The sequence below is a fragment of the Arthrobacter sp. C2 genome (genome assembly GCA_024207135.1).
Taxonomy (GTDB): Bacteria; Actinomycetota; Actinomycetes; order Actinomycetales; family Micrococcaceae; genus Paeniglutamicibacter.
In genome coordinates this window covers 3,462,896-3,479,686 of record CP042428.1, presented here as the reverse complement: position 1 = coordinate 3,479,686, position 16,791 = coordinate 3,462,896, and the positions used below count along the sequence as shown (strand labels likewise).

Sequence of the window (16,791 nt, the reverse complement as noted above, 5' to 3'; positions counted from 1 at the left end):
CCGGGCTGCGCTGCAACGTGTGATTGCCTGTCCCTGCCGCACGGTGCCCCGCGGGGGCTTCACCTGACCGGGGGTACGCTGGGTTCCCCAGCACCATCGCAAGGAGAACCATGGCCGCGAAACCGCCCGCAATGTCGCCGTCCGACCTGCCGGTCGCCCAGGTGCTGGACCGGGCCACGGGGCCGCGGCGCGCCGAAGCCGAGGAACTGCTCGCGATGCTCGGCGGGATCAGCGGCGAGACGCCGGTCGTGTGGGCCGGTCGCATCATCGGCTTCGGAGAGTACGAGTACCGCTACGCGAGCGGGCACTCGGGACGCTCCCCCCTGCTCGCCTTCGCGCCGGGACCGACGAAGCACACGATCTACCTCGTCGACGACTTCTCCCAACGCTGGCCGGAGCTGCTGGACAGGCTCGGGCCGCACCGCTCGTCCAAGGCCTGCCTGTACCTCACCCGCTTGAGCGGGGTGGACCGCAGCGCGCTGCGCGAATTGCTGGAGCACTCGCTCGCCGAGACGATGTCGCCGGGGTCCTGAACACCGCACGTTCTCGAACGGCCGCGATGGTGGCACGATCGAAACAACACGGGGACGGCAGCTTGGCCCGGGACATTCGGACGTCGTTAAGGGGAACGCCATGTTGGCCGCGTCGTTCGGTACCGGAACTGTTCACGGGCCGCCGGTGCGTGGTCCTGCCATGAGCGTGGACCCATCCTCAACCGCGGGTGCATGCGTCCTCGTTGCCTTAGTTGTTCCCGTCCAAGCCGGTGTGGCCTACCCCGTCCGGCTGGCCGCTGCACATTGCCTTGGTCCGCTTCGACACCCGGGAAACCGCCAGGTTTGCAAGCGCCCGGCTCGACGGCGTGCCGCCGGCGCGATTGGGCTTTGGCGTGCACACAGGCGCGGACGCGCGGTGCGGCCACGGCGCGTCCGCGCCGGTCTCGCTGGTGGAACCGGCGTAGAACAGGATCCGCCGCGGAATGCCTGACGCCACGGCATTGAGTCGTGGCGGGGGGGCAGGATCTGCATGGCCCGCCTTCGGGCTCAGGTTCCGCAGAAGGTCCGGTAGGGGCCGAAGCCTTCCGGGGCCGCGACGGCGAACCGCTCGAGGCCGGGGCGCTCCTGGAAGGGTGCGGTCAGCGCAACCAAGAGCTGCGAGAGCGGCTCCTGGTCGCCGTCGACGGCGGCGGCGAGCGCCTCCTCGACGAGGTGGTTCCGCGGGATGTAGATGGGGTTGGTCCGGTCCATCAGGTCAGCGTCCGGTTCCAGGGCCCGCCAGCGCTCCGTCCAGGCGTCGAGCGCGGCCGGATCGGGGAACATGGAGCGCGCGAACTCTGCCTCACCCCGCGCGGCCGTGCCCAGGTTCCGGAAGAAGGACGTGTAGTCCACGCGGGTCTCCTGCAGGAGGGTGAACAATTCCCCGGTGAGTGACGTGGCCGAGTCGTCGTCCAGGCCCTCGGCCAGGCCGAGCTTGGTTTTCATTCCGGCCAGCCACGCGGCGCTGTACCGGGTGTGGAAGGCGCCCAGGGATTCCTGGGCCATGGCAACGGCGTGGTCCTGGTCCTCGTGGAAGAGCGGCAGGAGGGCCTCCGCGAGCCGGGCGAGGTTCCACTGGGCCACGAGGGGCTGGTTGCCGTAGGCATAGCGCCCGGCTTCGTCGATCGAGCTGTAGACCGTGGCCGGATCGAAAACGTCCATGAAGGCGCACGGCCCGTAGTCGATGCCCTCCCCCGAAATGGTCATGTTGTCGGTGTTCATGACCCCGTGGATGAAACCCGCCAGCATCCATTGGGCCACCAGCGACGCCTGGGCCGCGACCACCGCTTCGAACAGGGCGAGATAGGGGTTCTGCGCCTGCGCCGCCCCGGGATGGTGGCGTGTCATCGCATGGTCGGCCAGTCGGCGCAGCAGGTCCTCGTCGTCCATGGCCCGGGCATATTGGAAGCTTCCCACCCGCAAGTGGCTGCTTGCCACCCTGGTCAGCACCGCTCCGGGCAGCATGGTCTCGCGGCTCACCGGCCGTCCCGTCGCCACCACGGCCAGGGAGCGCGTGGTGGGAATGCCCAGGGCGTGCATCGCCTCGCTGATGACGTATTCACGGAGCATCGGGCCGAGGGTGGCCAGGCCGTCACCACGGCGGGCAAACGGCGTGCGCCCCGAGCCCTTGAGGTGGAGGTCCCGCAGGCGGCCCTCGGCATCGGCGATCTCGCCGAGCAGCAGCGCCCGGCCATCGCCCAGGCGCGGCGAGTAGGAGCCGAACTGGTGGCCGGCATAGCCCTGCGCCACCGGAGTGGCGCCATGGGGCAGCGCGGTGCCGATCAGCAGCCCCAGTCCTTCGGCATTGCCCAGGGACTCGGGGTCGAGGCCCAGCTCGGCGGCCAGCGGCTCGTTGAGCACGACCAATTGCGGATCCGGAGCTTGTTCCGCCTGCCAGGGAACGGCCAGTTCGGGAAACTCACGGGCAAATTGGCCGTCCAGGAAAACGGTGGATTGTGCGTCGACACTCATCTTTCAAGCGTACCTTCGATATGGTGCGGTCCGCGGGGAAAGACGGAAGCAGGCAACTGCCACGGCACCGAAGACGCCCCCTGGCCTCCGGCGCATCACCACACCGAAAAACAGGGAAGGGCTCGTCCGCCGGTGACCGTGCCGGCAGAGGAGCCCTACTGTTCTTGCGGCCCCTGCCCTACAGCTGCAGCAGCAGGACCCCCGCGTAGCCCAGGCCGGCGATCAGCGCCCAGGCGCACAGCGCCATGAGGATCGAGGCACCCTTGGAGGCGAAGAGCTGGCGGACCCGCACCGCGGAACCCAGACCGAAGAGCGCCGCGGCCAGCACGATGTCCTGCACGATCGTGGCGGCGTCCAGCAGCTCGGCCGGAACGTCGAAGATCGAGCGCACTGCAACCAGGGCCACGAACCCGATGATGAACCCGGGAATGATCGGGGGCAGCTTCAACCCCTCGTGCGCGGAGCCGGTCCCCTGGGAGCGGCGGCTGATGATGCCCGCGGCGGCAACCATCGGGGCCAGGGTCAGCACGCGGGTGAGCTTGATGACGATGGCGATGGCCAGCGCGGAGGCGCCGGCGGTCTGCGCGGTGGCCACGACCTGGCCCACGTCATGGACCGAGGCGCCGACCCACTGCCCGAAGGCCTCCGGGCCCAGCCCCAGCGGAACCATCAGCAGCGGCAGCACGGCAATGGCAAGGGTGCCGCACAGGGTCACCAGCGCCACCGGGATCACGGTGTCCTCGTCCTTGGAGCGGCGCACCGCGCTCATCGCGCCGATGGCCGAGGCACCGCAGATGGAAAAGCCCGTGGCGACCAGCAACGGCTGGTCCCCGGGCAGCTTGAACGCCTTGCCCAGCAGGTAGGTCCCGGCAAACGCCAGCAGCACGATCGCCACGACCACCACGAAGGTCAACCACCCCAGGTCCAGCACATCCACGATGCTCAGTTTCAGGCCCAGCAGCACGATGCCGACGCGCATGAGCTTCTTCCCGGCGAATCCCAGGCCCTTCTGCAGCGGGCCGGCCACCAGGGTGGACAGGCCCGGGATGTTGGCCGACAGCACGCCGAGCACCACCGCGGTGGTCATCACGGGGATGGAGGGGAACAGCAGGTGCACCGCGAAGGACAGCGGAACGGCCACGGCACAGGCGGCCAGTCCGGCCCAGTGCGCCACGACCCAGGAGCGGGTCTTGCCCGAGGGAGGGGACCCCGGGCCCTTGGACTGCACCACCGGTTCGTGTGTTTGGTTGGCCATGAGGGGAAAGCTCCTTGGAAAAGAGTCGCGCTCGTGGTGCGGCCTGCGGCCGCACCACGAACCACGCGCTGGATATGTTTACTATTGTGCCCCGTCTCGCTCCGGGCGTCAGTTTGCCGCCGAGGCACCGCTGGCGGACTGGGCCTTGAGTTTGGTACCCTCCGGCCGCGGGGCGCCGAGGACCAGGATGTCGACCTGTTCGTCGGACAGGGTCTTGTTGTGCTTGCGGCGCATCATGAAGAACGCCACGCCCAGCAGGGTCCAGACGGCCAGTGCGGACATGGACTCCTTGCCCAGCACGCCCGGCGAGCCCGGGACCAGCAGCAGGGCCATGAACACCAGCGCCGTGACCGCGCCCAGCGCGCTGAGCACCTTCTTGGAGGTCGAGCGGGTGCCTTCCAGCTCGCCCGCCCGCTCGACGGAGTTGGTCGGACGGAAGATCTTGAACGCGCACAGGCAGGTGTAGAGGTAGGCGACGGTGACTCCGACCGCGGACATGTCCACCACCCAGGTCAGTGCTGCGCGGCCGAACCAGGGGCTGACCAGGCATACGGCGCCAACAAAGATGACTCCGACGTACGGGGTCTTGTACTTGGGGTGCAGCCGGGCGAACACCTTCGGGACCATCTGGGCCCGGCCCATGCCCAACAGGATGCGGCTGGCCGAGACGTAGAAGCCGTTCAGGCCGGTGCTCACGCCCATGGTGATTCCGATGGTCAGCAGCAGCAGGCCCGAGCCGCCCAGCACCCCGGTCAACGCATCCGCGGTGCCCCACGCCGAATCCCCGGCAACCAGGGCCTCCCAGGGTGCGGCCATCGCCACCGCGGCAATCATGGCCGCGTAGAGCAAGGCGGCTGCCAGCAGGGCCAGCACAATCAACTTCATGGCCTTGGCCGGAGGAAAGTCGAACTCCTCCGCGGCCTGCGGGACGTTGTCGAATCCGATGAAGGCCCAGGGCGCAATCGCAACGATCGCAGCTATCGCGGCGATAGGATTAACATTCTCCGGGAATGCCGGAAGCGCGTTGGAAAAGACGACCTGCGGGCTGGCGATGACGGCCACCAGGATGCAGGCGACCGCGACGAGCATGATCACGCAGGCAATGAACTGGATGCGGCCCGACAGTGCGGTGCCGCGGATGTTCAGGTAGGCGAAGACCGCCAGGGCCACCATCGAGATGATGACTTCCACCAGGTAGACGTCCCATCCGGCCACGGTGTAGAGGTAGCCCTGCTGCACCACGTCTGGCATGAGCTTGCGGAAGAGCAGGGCCAGCGCCGAGGCGTTCAGCGCCACGATGCAGGTGTACCCCAGGGTCAGGAACCAGCCGCAGAAGAAGGCATGGGTGCGGCCGAAGCCGACCAGCGCGAAGGCCAGTTCGCCGCCGGAGACGGGGAACGACTTGATCAGGAACCCGTAGCTGACGGCGATGAGCACCATCAATGCGCCACCGATCAGGAAGCCGGAGACCGCCCCGAGCGGTCCACCCATGGCCAGCCAGTCGGTGGGCAGGATGAAGGCTCCCCATCCCACCGCGGAGCCCAGGGCAATGGCCCAGACCCAGTGGGCCTTGAGCGTCTTTTCCATGCGCTCGGGCTGGCCGCCGTCGAAACCTGGCGAAGCCGATGCCATGGGACTAGTCACCGTCTTATCTGTTGTGGCTTTCATTTGAACCTCGTTCTTGCACGGCGACGCTTGCGTCACCATGGATGGGGGTTTGTCGGTTCGCCCTGGCGGGCGGACCTGTCGGGGTCAAGATTTCTGGGATTGCATCATGCTGATCAGTGAAACGTTCACGATGTCCGCCACGGTTGCGCCGCGGGACAAATCGTTGATCGGTGCGGCCAGTCCCTGCAGGATCGGCCCGTAGGCCTGGGCGCCGGCGAGGCGTTGGGTGATCTTGTACCCGATGTTTCCGGCGGCCAGGTTGGGGAAGATGAAGACGTTGGCGTGCCCGGCCACCGTGGATCCCGGGGCCTTGGAGACGGCCACCGATTCGAGCAGCGCCGCATCGAATTGCAGTTCCCCGTCGATCTGCAGCGCCGGCTCGGCTTCCCGCGCCAGCGCCGTGGCAGTGCGGACCGTGGAGATGGTCTCGTGCTCGGCGGATCCGGCGGTGGAGAAGGAGAGCATCGCGACCGCCGGTTCCTGCCCGGTGAGCGTGGCGAAGGTGCGCGCGGTGGCGGTGGCGATGTGCGCCAATTGGGTGGAATCCGGGGTGGGGATCACCGCGCAGTCTCCGTAGCCCACGTAGCGTCCGTCGTTCAGCCGCATCAGGAACGAGGAGGAGACGGTGCCGCCGGCCTCGCGGGTTCCCACGACCCGAAGGGCCGCACGCAAGACCTCGGAGGTGGGCCGGGTGGCACCGGCGACGGCTGCCGCCGCCATACCCGCCGGGACCGCCGCGACGGCCAGGAACAGCGGGTCATCCATCCATCCGGCGGTCTTCTCCGGCCCGAGCCTGGCGACGATGCCGGCGAGGTGGTCGCCGGCGGCGCTGTTCCTCAGCTCGGCGATGTCCATGACGGTGGTGGCATCGGTGAGTGTGACGCCCTCGGTGAGCGCGCGGGCGTTGATGCCCTCGCGCCCGCCGACCAGGATGACCTCCAGGCCGATCTCGTTGAGCACGCCGGCGGCGGTGACGGCCCGCGCGTCGTGCCCGTCGGCCAGGATGATGCGGCCCGCAGGGCCGGCCCAGTGGCCCGCGGTGAAGCGGGCCAGCATGTTTTCGTCGACCCCCTGGGGCCGCACCGGTGCAATGGTCATCTGCCGTGCTTCCTGTTTCCGGGTTCCTAGACCGAGGCCAGTGCGGCGGGGGCCTTGAGGTAGTTGTCCACCGCGCCCATGACGTGGTCGACCTTGTTCAGCAGGTCGTCGAGCACGTCCTGGTCGGCGACCAGCGGCGGGGAGAGCACCAGCATCGTCGCGCCGCGGTTGTCCGGGCGGGTGATGAGGTTGACCTCGCGCATGGCCTGCGGCATGACCCGGGTGAGCAGCGCCTTGGACTCGTCCGCGGTCAGTTCGCGGCCCTCGCTGCGGCTGCCCATGAGCTCGATGGAGTAGAAGAATCCGGTGCCGCGGTATTCCTTGATGCCGTCGTGCGCCGAGAGGATCCGGTCCAGCCCGTTCTGGAAGTACGGTTCGAGGCTGCGCACGTTGCCCACGACGTTTTCTTCCTTCAGCGCGGTCAGGTTGGCGACGGCGGTGGCAGTGGCCACCGGGTGCCCGCCCCAGGTGGCGCCGTGGGTGAAGACCCCGGCCAGCGGGGAGGCGAGCATGGAATCGGCCAGCGGCTTGCGGATGATGACCCCGCCCAGCGGTGCGTAGCCGGAGGTCGAGCCCTTGGCGAAGGTGATCATGTCAGGGACGACGCCGTACTTGATGCTGCCGAACCACTCGCCGAGGCGGCCGAAGCCGGTGATGACCTCGTCGGCGACCAGCAGGATGCCGTGCTCGTCGCAGATGGAGCGCAGTTCCTGCCAGTAGCCCGCCGGCGGGACCAGGGCGCCGCGGGAGTTCTGCACCGGCTCGGCGAAGAGCGCGGCGATGGTGTGGGCTCCTTCGCGGGCAATGACCTCGCGGATGGCCTGCACGGAGGGCAGGTCCGCTGCGCTGCCGCCTTCCGGGACGACCTCGCCCAGGGTGTTCGGGACGTGGAAGACCCCGGGCATCAGCGTGCCGAAGGCTTCCTTGTAGGCCGGGATGCCGGTGACGGCCAGGGCGCCGAGGGTGGTGCCGTGGTAGGCCATGTCGCGGGCGATGATCTTGGTGCGCTCGGGCTGCCCCTGGCTGCGGTGGTACTGGCGGGCGAACTTGATGGCCGACTCGACGGCCTCGGAGCCGGAGTTCACGAAGAACACGACGTCCAGGTCGCCGGGGGCGAGGTCGGCGATGGCGGTGGCGGCGTCGACGGCGGCCGGGTGGGCCGAGCCCCAGTTGGTCCAGTAGGCCAGCTTGGACATCTGCTCGTACGCGGCCTTCGGGATGTCCTGGCGTCCGTGGCCGATGTTGGCGCAGAAGAGTCCGGCCAATCCGTCCAGGAACTTGTTGCCGTCTTCGTCGAAGAGGTAGCTTCCCTCGCCCCTGGTGATGATCGGCAGGTTCGGGTCGTTCCACACCTGGCCGGTGGTGAAGTGCGGGTAGAGATGCCGCTGTGCACGATTGCGGATATCTGAGTTGGTCACGAGACCCCTCCATTCAAAGTTTTCCTGACAGGACCCGAAGCAACCTCGCTGCGGTCCTCGCCACCAATGACTTGCTGTGGTGTGTATCACTCTGCCCGCTGTCTGGGTCCTTTCCCAGACCCAAATTGGCGTCCCTTTTTAGGTACCAGTTACCTACCTACAGGTAGATTCGCGGCACCCTGGACCCGATGCGGGTCAGCACCTCGTAGGGAATGGTCCCGGCGGCCGCGGCCCACGCCTCCACGTGCGGTTCCCCGGAGTCCCCGGGGCCAAAAAGCAGCGCGACATCCCCGGCCGCGACAGCGTCATCGCCCACGTCGACCACGAACTGGTCCATGCAGACCCGGCCCAGCACCCGGTAGGTGCCGCTCCCGATCAGCACCGGGCCCGCGGAGCTGGCGGCGCGGAAGACCCCATCGGCGTAGCCCAGCGGCACCACCGCCAGCGTGGTCTGCCGTGCGGTGGATTCGGTGTGCCCGTAGGAAACCCCGGCGCCGGCCGGTGCGCGCTTGGTTTGCACGACCGCCGCGCCCAGGCTCATGGCCGGGCGCAACGCCGGACCGTTCCCGCGGTCCGCCTCGGCCAGCGGGTTCACCCCGTAGACGGCCAGGCCGGGGCGGACCATGTCGAAATGCGCCTCGGGGCTTGCGAGGGTCGCGGCGGAGTTGGCTATGTGGCAGAGCTCCGGCTCCAGCCCCAGGGCGCGGGCCGTGGCGATCGCCTGCCTGAAGACCTCCAGCTGCGCGGGAAGCGATGGGTGCCCCGGCTCGTCCGCGCAGGCCAGGTGGGACCAGATGCCCAGCACCCGGATCCTGCCTTCGGCCTCGAGCTCCCGGGCCGCGGCACAGAGCCCGGGCCAGTCCTCGGGCGTGGCCCCGCCGCGCCACATCCCGGTGTCGATCTTCAGGTGGATCCGCGGCACGGCGCCGACCCGGTCGCCGGCACCCGCGATTTCCCGCAGCTGCCCCAGCGAGTATGCGGCCAGTTCGACGTCCTCGGTGATGGCCCGGCCGTAGGGCGCACCGGGTGCCGACAGCCAGGAGAAGAGCGGGGCGGTGATCCCGGCGGCGCGCACCGCAAAGGCCTCCTCGAGCACCGCGGTGCCCAGGTAGTCGGCGCCGCCCTCCAACGCCGCCCGGGCCGCGGGTACGATGCCGTGCCCGTAGCCGTCGGCCTTGAGCACGGCCAGGACCTTGGCGCCGTTGGCGACCTCGCGCAGGGCCCGCACGTTGGCGGTGATCGCGGCGGTCTCGATGTAGGCCGCGCGTTGCGGGACGAACCCGTCGGCGTTCCGGTAGGTGGATGCGGCGGCGTTTTCGAGCGTGCTGAGGTGTTCCATCGGAGGCTCCCTTGTCTCTGAGGCGAATTGCCGTGGCTGCTGGTTCCGGGCGTTGGAAAGCTCGCCCGGCGCTACTGACTACTGTTGACCACCTGCGGCGCCCGGCCCAGATCCAGATCGGGGGCGCTTCCTTGGGTCCACCGCGGTGCGGCGTGCTACCGCCCGTCCTGGGCGGCGATGACCCGGCCCAGTTCCTTGATGCCGGGGCGGATGGCCTCGAGGGAAATCGCGGCGAAGCCCAGGCGGAAGTGGTTGCGGTTGGCTTCCGGGTCGTCGAAGAACACGTCCCCGCGCTCGATCACGATCCCGGCCTCCAGGGCCGCGGCCGCCAGCGCGACGCAGTCCAGGCCTTCGGGTCCGCGGATCCAGATGCTCACCCCGCCCGGGGGCGCGGTGATCTTCCACGGCACGAACTCCTCCAGTGCCTCGACGAGCACCTGCCACTTGCGCGCCAGCTGGGTTCGGCGCCGGGAAATCGTGCGGTGGTACTGCCCGGATTCGATCAGCAGGGCCATGGCCCGCTGCGGGTGGCCCGGGATGTGGCGGATCTTGTAGCGGCGCTGGTTGCGCAGCTCGGTGACCAGCTCGGCCTCGGCCACCAGGTAGCCCATGCGCAGCCCCGGGGCCAGGAACTTGGTGAAGGAGCCCAGGTAGATGACGTGTTCGGAGTCCGGCAGCGCCTTGAGCGCCGGGGTGGGCTTGCCGCGGTAGCGGAACTCGGAGTCGTAGTCGTCCTCGATGACCAGCGCCCCGGTTTCCCGGGTGCCGTCGAGGATCTGCCGGCGCCGGGATCCCGAGAGCGTGACGTTGGTGGGGCTGTGGTGGCTGGGGGTCAGGTAGAGCAAATCCAGTTCGCCCAGGGATGCGGGCGGGAGAAGCCCGTGCTCGTCCACCTTCAGCGGGCGCAGCGTCGCCCCGGTGCGGGCAAAGGTGTGCCGCGCATCGACGTACCCGGGGTTTTCGACGCCCACCAGGGTGTTGGTGCCCATCATGGTTTGGGCCAGCAGGTCCAGGCCCTGCTGGGAGCCGGCGGTGATGAGGATGTTCTCGGGCCGGGCCAGGATGCCGCGGGCCGGAAGCACCTGCTTGCACAGGACCTCGACCAGGAACGGGTCGTCCTCGTCGACCGAGTCGCGCAGCGAGTAGAACAGGTGCGGCGGGTCCAAGGCGTCACGCAGTGCCCGGGACCAGCCCAGCCGCGGGAAGTCCCGCTCGTCGACCTGCCCGGCCACGAACGGGTAGGGGTAGCTGGACCAGTCGCGGACCTTGGTGATCTCCGGCATCCCGGCGTCCTGGCGGGGACGGATGTGCCGGGACCAGTCCACCGTCGAGCCCGCGGCGGGGGCCAGGGCGGACTCCGGGGCCACCTTGCGCAGCATCTGGGTGTTGATGAAGTAGCCGCGCCGCGAGTGGGACTCGATGATGCCCGAGGCGAGCATTTCCTGGTAGGCGGCATTCACGGTGTTGCGCGAGAGTCCCAGTTCCCGGGCCAGTTCCCGGGAGGAGGGCAGCGGCAGGTTGGGCACCAGCGAGCCGGAGAGGATCTGGTGCTCCAGGGCCTGGCGCAGCTGCCGGTAGAGCGGCTCCCCGGAATCCGAGCTGACCGCGATCGGGGCGCGGACCAGCGCGTGGCGCGGCGGGGGCAGGTGCGGGTTCGGTGGCGTCATGGGTGGTGCGGGCGCGGCCCTAGATGCGTCCCGGCCGGCCGGCCGCCGGGACCGGGACGTGGAAGCGCGGAACCACGACCATGGGCACCGGCAGCGCGCGCAGCATCTTGTTGGCGGTGGATCCCAGGAAGATCCGGCTGCGTTCGGCCAGGCGGGAGGAACCGATCATCACGATTTCCGACTCGTCCCAGTCCAGGGAGTCGATGGCCGCCTCCGTGGACTTCCCCTGCGCCACGTCGGCGGTGACGATGGTGCGGGCCCGCACCCCTTCGATGGCGCGTTCCAGCGTCGCGGCGGCATGCGCGCGGGCCCACTGCCCGGCGTCGGCGTGGCTTGACTCCCCGTCCAGTGCCACCAGGGAGATCAGCCGCAGCGGCACGTGGCGGATCGCGGCGGAATCCACGGCGACCTCCAGCACCGAGTCGGCGCCCGTGCGGGTGCCCAGGGCGCAGGTGATCCGGGTGATTTCCCGCGGCGGCAGGTACCCGGAGGGTGCCAGGGCCACGGGCACCGGGGAGGAATGCAGCAGCGCGTTGGCCACGGATCCGACGGTGAAGCGGCGGAACGGCCCGTGGCTGGCGGCGCCCACCACCACCAGGTCCGCCTTGAACGCGGAGACGGCCTCGAGCAGGCCCTCGGCCATCGAGTCGGCAAAACGGATGTGGGTGCGCGCGGCCATGCTCGAGGGGACCAGGGCCAGCGCGCGGTCCATCCACTTCTGCGCGGACTGCTGCAGGAACTGCTGGTAGACGCGTTCGCTGTGCGATCCCGCGTCCTCGGGCGCGGCCCCGCGGATGATGTGGACCAGCTCGAGTTCGGCATGCGTCGGCGCGGCCAGCGATTTGGACAGGGCCAGGGCCAGCGAGATCGCCTCGCGGCCGCGCTTGTCCGCAAGGCATCCGACGACATACTTCATTTCAGTGGCCCCTTCGGTGGGAGTTCGGCAGGCGGTGCTGCGTGCTCCCTATACCTACCAGCAATGCCCGGCGGGCGGAAAGCATGACGATTGTGTGACGCGGGGCACTACTTGTCGCCGGAGTGCTGGGCCAGGAAGGAATACACCTCGGTCTCGTCCACGCCGGGGAAGGCCCCCTGCGGCATGGCCGCCAGCAGGTGGGTCTGGGCGCGGGCGCTGGGCCAGGCCTGCCCGGCCCATTGCTTCTGGAGTTCCAGCGGCGGGCGCCGGCAGCACGATTCGTCCGGGCAGGTGGAGATGGAGCGCTCGGTGGTGTCGCGCCCGCGGAACCACTTCACGTGCACGTACGGCACCCCGATGCTCAGCGAGAACTTCCCGGTGGTTGAGCGCTCGGTCCGCGCGGTGCACCAGAACGTGCCGGCGACCGTGTCTGTGTATTGGTTGTAGGCGCTGAACTGGTCGGCCACGTCGAAGACCTCGCGGCTGGTCCAGTGACGGCAGACCGACTGGCCTTCGATGGCGCCGATGTGGTCCATCGGGAAGTTCACCCCGTCGTTCTCGTAGGCCTTGTGGATGATGCCGGATTCGTGCACCTTCTGGAAGTGCACCGTGATGCCCAGGTGCTCGGTGGCCAGGTTGGTGAAGCGGTGGGCCGCGGTCTCGTAGGACACCGCGAAGGCGTCCCGGATGTCCTCGACTGCGAGCTCGCGGGCGCTCTTGGCGCGCTGCAGGAATTCCACCGTGGCCTTTTCCGGCATCATCAAGGAGGCAGCGAAGTAGTTGGTGGCCACGCGCTGGCGCAGGAACTCGGCGTAGTCCCCCGGAGTGGCGTGGCCCAGCACGTGGTGGCCGAAGGCCTGCAGCAGCACCGAGCGGGTCGAATGCTCGGAACGCTGGGACTGGGTGAGGTAGACCCGCATGTTCTTCAGGTCGGTGACCGAGCGGGTGGAGTGCGGCAGGTCCGAGACGTTGTGCAGCGAGAAGCCCAGGTGCGAGGCGATGTCCGCGACCTCGTGGTGCGAGAGCGGTCCGGTGGCGTGGCCGATGGCCTTGAGCACCTTGGCCGCTTCCTTCTCGATCTCCGGGTAGTAGTTGTTGCGCTCGCGCATTTCCCCGCGCAGCTCGGCATTGGCGCGCCGGGCTTCCTCGGGCGTTGCGGATTGCTCGTTGAGCCGGCGTTCCAGCTCGCCCTGCAACCCGACCAGGGATTCGAGCACGTCCATGGGCAGCCGCGAGGAAATGCGCACCTTGGGCAACCCCAGCGCCTGGTAGAGCGGGCCGCGCTGGGCACGCTCGAGTTCGATCTCCAGGGCCGCCCGCTTGGTGGGCGGCTCGGCCCCGAGCAGTTCCTCGAGCCCCACGCCGAAGACCGAAGCCAGCGACTTGAGCATGCTCAGCTTGGGTTCGCGCTTCCCGTTTTCCATCAGCGAGAGCTGGCTGGGCGCCGTCCCCACGGCCGCCGAGAGATCGTCGAGGGTCATCGCCTTGGCCTTGCGCAGGTGGCGAATCCGCCGTCCCAGGGAAATGATGTCCAGTTCTTCGGCGTCTTCCGGGGACAGGATGCTCTTTTCCGGCGCTGCGGGCCGGTTCCATGTGGGGGTGCTCACATTTTCAGGGTACGCGAAGAAACGGGGATCTTCCCAGCATTTTTCCCGATCGGGAGGTGAAGTAAACGCCAAAAGGCAGGTTTCGGGCAATTCTTGTCGCGGGCCACCTGCCGGAACGGCGTTCCGCGAGCCACCCCCAATGCGTCCGGGTCCCGCGCGGTGGACGGACGGTTCCGCGCTGCCGGCGGCCGCGGATTTTTGCCTCGCGGTTCCTCCGGCCGATGCCACTCCTCTGGGATGTCGGGCCACCGTACGGACCCTGGAGGGGGTTGCGGCGGCCCTTCCGCACTGACAGCATGAAACCGGTGAGCGCACTTGCGAAATACCTCGAAGCCTACGACGGCCAGCTCCGCACGGACGCCGAGACACCCAGCGCGATCCGGGTCGACCTGCTGGGCCCCCTGCGACTGGTGACTTTCGCCGGCGGGCGTGGTTTCATCACCTACCGCGACCTGGGGGACCTGGACGGGCGCCGCATCGCGGCACTCGTTGGCCAGGCGCTGGACCACTTCCGCGCCGATCCCGATATCACCCGCGTCGAGTGGAAGAGCCGCGGCCACGACCGCGCCCCGGGGTTGCACGAGGCGTTGCTGGCGCACGGCTTCCTGCCCGACGAGCCCGAGTCGATCATGATCGGGGCCCTCGAGTGCCTGTGCACCGACGTCCCCATGCCCGCAGGGGTGGCGTTGCGGCGGATCAGCAGCGATGCCGATGTCCGCGCCATGAGCGCGATGGCCCAGGAAGCCTTCGGCGACCCCGCCGAGACCCGGCTTGCCGAAGCACTCATCTCGCGCCTGGCGCGCAACGACGGCATGGAGCTGTGGGTCGCCGAAACCGACGGGCGCATGGTTGGCGCCGGCCGGCTCGAGCCCGTGCCGAACACCGACTTCGCGGGCATCTGGGGCGGTGCCACCCTCGCGGATTACCGCGGGCGCGGCATCTACCGTGCGCTGACGGCGGCCCGGGCCCGCTCGGCACTGGCGGCGGGCAAGACGCTGGCCCACAGCGATTCGACGGAGTATTCCAGGCCCATCCTGGAACGCTCCGGCATGCTCAAGGTCTCGACAACCACGCCCTACAACTGGTCGCGCTAAGCCCGAAGACCCGCCGCCCGACTACTCCTTTTTCGACGCCCCGATGGCCCAGACCCGCGGCAGCACCGCACCGTTGACCGCATGGTCCCCGACCAGCCTGGCCTTGTAGACCCAGGGGTTGTGGTTGCCGGCCGTGCGGGCGTTGCGCCAGTGCCGGTCCAGGTTCTTGGCGGTGCTGGTGGCCGATGCCGCCAGCGCGTCAAAGGCGTGGGTCACCGCGTTGAGCACCAGCGGGGTGAGTGCCACTTGGGCCTGCGCCGAGGCAAGTTCCGCTGCATCGTTGGCTGACTCGTCCTCCTGCTCGGTGACATCCCCGGAGTGGAGCCCGACGGCGGTTTCGTAGGCACGCTGCAGGGAAGCGGCCACGCGTTCCACCGCTCCGGAAGCGACGAATGCCGCGGCAGACACCTCTCCGACGATTTGCAGCAACTGCGGATCCTGCCCCGCCACCTCGGCGGCCGCGTGGCTGAAGGTGCGCTTGCGCGCGGCAAGCTCCGCGGCGAACTCGCGTTCCACGGCGCGCGCCGTTCCGGCCAGCGCCGCGAGCAGCACCTCCTGGTAGAACGCCGTCTGGTACTTGAACCGGGTGTCGAATTCGATGAGGTTCTCGGCGGAAACGACGGCATCGGTGAACGTGGAGGTTCCGGTGCCGGTGGTGCGCTGGCCGAATCCGTCCCAGTCGTCCGCGAGCTGCACGCCGGGCTGGTGGGCGTTGATCGCCGCGATGACCCTGGTTCCGGTGTCCGTGCGCTGGGCGTAGGTGTCGATCCAGTCGGCGTAGATCGACCCGGTCGAGTAGTACTTGGTCCCGTTGACCACGAACCCGCCTTTGCCATCGGGGCTAACCTTGGTGTTCACCTCTCCCACGGTGACGGTCCCGATCTCGGTCCAGGAGTTGCCGACCAGCTCGCCGGCGGCGAAGCGCGCCAGCCAGATGTCGCGTTCCGCGCCGGGTGCGGCAACGAGCCGGTCCTCCACGAAGGCGAAGTGCGCGCGCAGCGCCTGGGTGATGTTCGGGTCCGCCGCCGCCAGTTCGGTCAGCAGCTCGAAGAGTTCGGGCAGTGTGGCCCCTGCCCCGCCGTGGGATTCGGGCACGCGCACCGCGCCGAACCCGGCAGCGGCCAACCCCGCCACCTGTTCGCGGGGAAGAGAGTGGCTGCTGTCGCGCTCCGAGGCACCGGCGGCAATCTGTTCGAAGAGCGGTGCGAAGCGTGCCGAGAGCTCTTCTAGCCGGCTGCGGTTCAGATACGTCGTGGTCATGGCTTGGCTCCTGGTCGTGTCGGCAAATCGATCGAAGTGGTTGGGATTCCGGTGTGAGGCGCGAACCTACAGGCACCTTCGGCGTTGGGGATGGAATTCGACATGAACGCCTCCCAGCGGGCACTGCACTGCCGGCCGAAGGGGAAGTTGCGCGATCTCCATCGATCCTGGCGGAAGCACTATCCACTCATTGCTGAGTGGATTTGCTGCGGCGTCGACAAGCCAGGTCTCTCGGCCGCTCTGGATGGGTACCCCTTGATTCAAGCAGCCGACATGATCCGGCGGAACCCGTCCGTCACATGCGGACCAAACACGGACTTCTGGGGTCACATGGGGCACTTCCCGCGTTCTGGGTCCTGCCCCGGCGGACATTCGCCAGGGGCAACGCGTCATCAACCGCAAGAAACCGTGATCTTTCGACACCAACGTGGAACGGGGCCAGTCATGTGCATCGGATGCGTGTCCCCAGGGAACGTGCACTTCGACGGCCAAAAGATGTTGTCGGATTTCCTGCCCCGGGCCGGGGAAGAAAACTAGAATTGAGGTACCGACAAAGGACCCGGTGATGACGATGAAAAAGATATTCCCCCGCCCGGAAAGCGTCCAGGGCAGGACATCACGGATGGGACCGGCATCCCTGCACGGTTCGGCGTCAAGCCCCGGCCTTCCGAATCTCGCCGGTGCCCAGATCCCCGGTCCTGGCACCAAGCACCTGCTTTACGGCGAGGACGGCCGGTTGTCCGACGAGGCCGCGGGCCCTTGGGAGCTCGAGGGACATTTGGGCTCCCGCGGCGGGGTTCGCCGTTTTCTGGGCCGGTTGCTCGGACGCTGAGAACGCGGCCAGGAATCCGGTCCGCTGATCCACAGCCATATTTGATCAACCCAAGCGCAGGAATCCACCTTCATGGTTTCCTGCGCTTGGTGTTTACCTCGACTCGTCACGAAGGCAACCCCTGCTTCACCCG

Annotated in this window: 13 protein-coding genes and 1 riboswitch; of the genes, 3 read left to right on the top strand and 10 right to left on the bottom strand. The window is 68.5% G+C overall.

Annotation, left to right across the window (positions count from 1 at the left end; translation table 11 throughout):
- The first annotated feature begins 110 nt into the window (after nucleotides 1–110).
- Nucleotides 111–533, top strand: coding sequence for a DUF1801 domain-containing protein (locus FPY90_RS16020; protein WP_498682094.1), 423 nt, complete (start codon nucleotides 111–113; stop codon nucleotides 531–533).
- A 507-nt stretch (nucleotides 534–1,040) separates the two neighbouring features.
- Here FPY90_RS16020 and FPY90_RS16015 read toward each other — a convergent pair.
- From FPY90_RS16015 to FPY90_RS15975, 9 genes are all read right to left on the bottom strand, one after another.
- Entirely contained in the window at nucleotides 1,041–2,504 is a 1,464-nt protein-coding gene (locus tag FPY90_RS16015; protein WP_498682093.1) for a protein adenylyltransferase SelO, read from the bottom strand.
- Between the two features lie 178 nt (nucleotides 2,505–2,682).
- A complete protein-coding gene (locus tag FPY90_RS16010) occupies nucleotides 2,683–3,759 on the bottom strand; it encodes a YeiH family protein (RefSeq protein WP_498682092.1) in 1,077 nt (358 codons plus the stop codon).
- Nucleotides 3,760–3,867: 108 nt separating this feature from the next.
- On the bottom strand, nucleotides 3,868–5,427 hold the full coding sequence (locus FPY90_RS16005) for an APC family permease (RefSeq protein WP_083411204.1): 1,560 nt from the start codon (nucleotides 5,425–5,427) through the stop codon (nucleotides 3,868–3,870).
- Nucleotides 5,428–5,511: 84 nt separating this feature from the next.
- Entirely contained in the window at nucleotides 5,512–6,525 is a 1,014-nt protein-coding gene (locus tag FPY90_RS16000) for a phosphotransacetylase (RefSeq protein ID WP_498682089.1), read from the bottom strand.
- Nucleotides 6,526–6,551: 26 nt separating this feature from the next.
- Complete coding sequence (locus tag FPY90_RS15995; protein ID WP_498682087.1) at nucleotides 6,552–7,943, bottom strand: aspartate aminotransferase family protein; 1,392 nt, start codon at nucleotides 7,941–7,943, stop codon at nucleotides 6,552–6,554.
- A gap of 157 nt (nucleotides 7,944–8,100) precedes the next feature.
- Nucleotides 8,101–9,282 (bottom strand): alanine racemase, encoded by a 1,182-nt coding sequence (gene alr / locus FPY90_RS15990; RefSeq protein WP_498682085.1) that lies wholly within the window; start codon nucleotides 9,280–9,282, stop codon nucleotides 8,101–8,103.
- A gap of 155 nt (nucleotides 9,283–9,437) precedes the next feature.
- Nucleotides 9,438–10,949, bottom strand: a complete 1,512-nt coding sequence (gene pdxR, locus FPY90_RS15985) for a MocR-like pyridoxine biosynthesis transcription factor PdxR (protein WP_498682082.1) — start codon at nucleotides 10,947–10,949, stop codon at nucleotides 9,438–9,440.
- 19 nt (nucleotides 10,950–10,968) lie between these two features.
- A complete protein-coding gene (locus FPY90_RS15980; protein WP_498682079.1) occupies nucleotides 10,969–11,865 on the bottom strand; it encodes a universal stress protein in 897 nt (298 codons plus the stop codon).
- Nucleotides 11,866–11,972: 107 nt separating this feature from the next.
- Entirely contained in the window at nucleotides 11,973–13,472 is a 1,500-nt protein-coding gene (locus FPY90_RS15975; protein ID WP_307580146.1) for a helix-turn-helix transcriptional regulator, read from the bottom strand.
- A 296-nt stretch (nucleotides 13,473–13,768) separates the two neighbouring features.
- Between FPY90_RS15975 and FPY90_RS15970 the strand changes: the two genes are divergently transcribed.
- Complete coding sequence (locus FPY90_RS15970) at nucleotides 13,769–14,566, top strand: GNAT family N-acetyltransferase (protein WP_498682077.1); 798 nt, start codon at nucleotides 13,769–13,771, stop codon at nucleotides 14,564–14,566.
- A 21-nt stretch (nucleotides 14,567–14,587) separates the two neighbouring features.
- Here FPY90_RS15970 and FPY90_RS15965 read toward each other — a convergent pair whose 3' ends face one another.
- On the bottom strand, nucleotides 14,588–15,826 hold the full coding sequence (locus FPY90_RS15965) for an acyl-CoA dehydrogenase family protein (protein WP_498682076.1): 1,239 nt from the start codon (nucleotides 15,824–15,826) through the stop codon (nucleotides 14,588–14,590).
- 155 nt (nucleotides 15,827–15,981) lie between these two features.
- Nucleotides 15,982–16,077, bottom strand: a riboswitch (SAM riboswitch).
- Nucleotides 16,078–16,397: 320 nt separating this feature from the next.
- Here FPY90_RS15965 and FPY90_RS15960 point away from each other — a divergent pair.
- Nucleotides 16,398–16,658 carry a hypothetical protein gene (locus tag FPY90_RS15960; protein ID WP_498682075.1) on the top strand — a complete coding sequence of 87 codons (261 nt, stop codon included), beginning with the start codon at nucleotides 16,398–16,400 and terminating at the stop codon, nucleotides 16,656–16,658.
- Nucleotides 16,659–16,791: the final 133 nt, after the last annotated feature.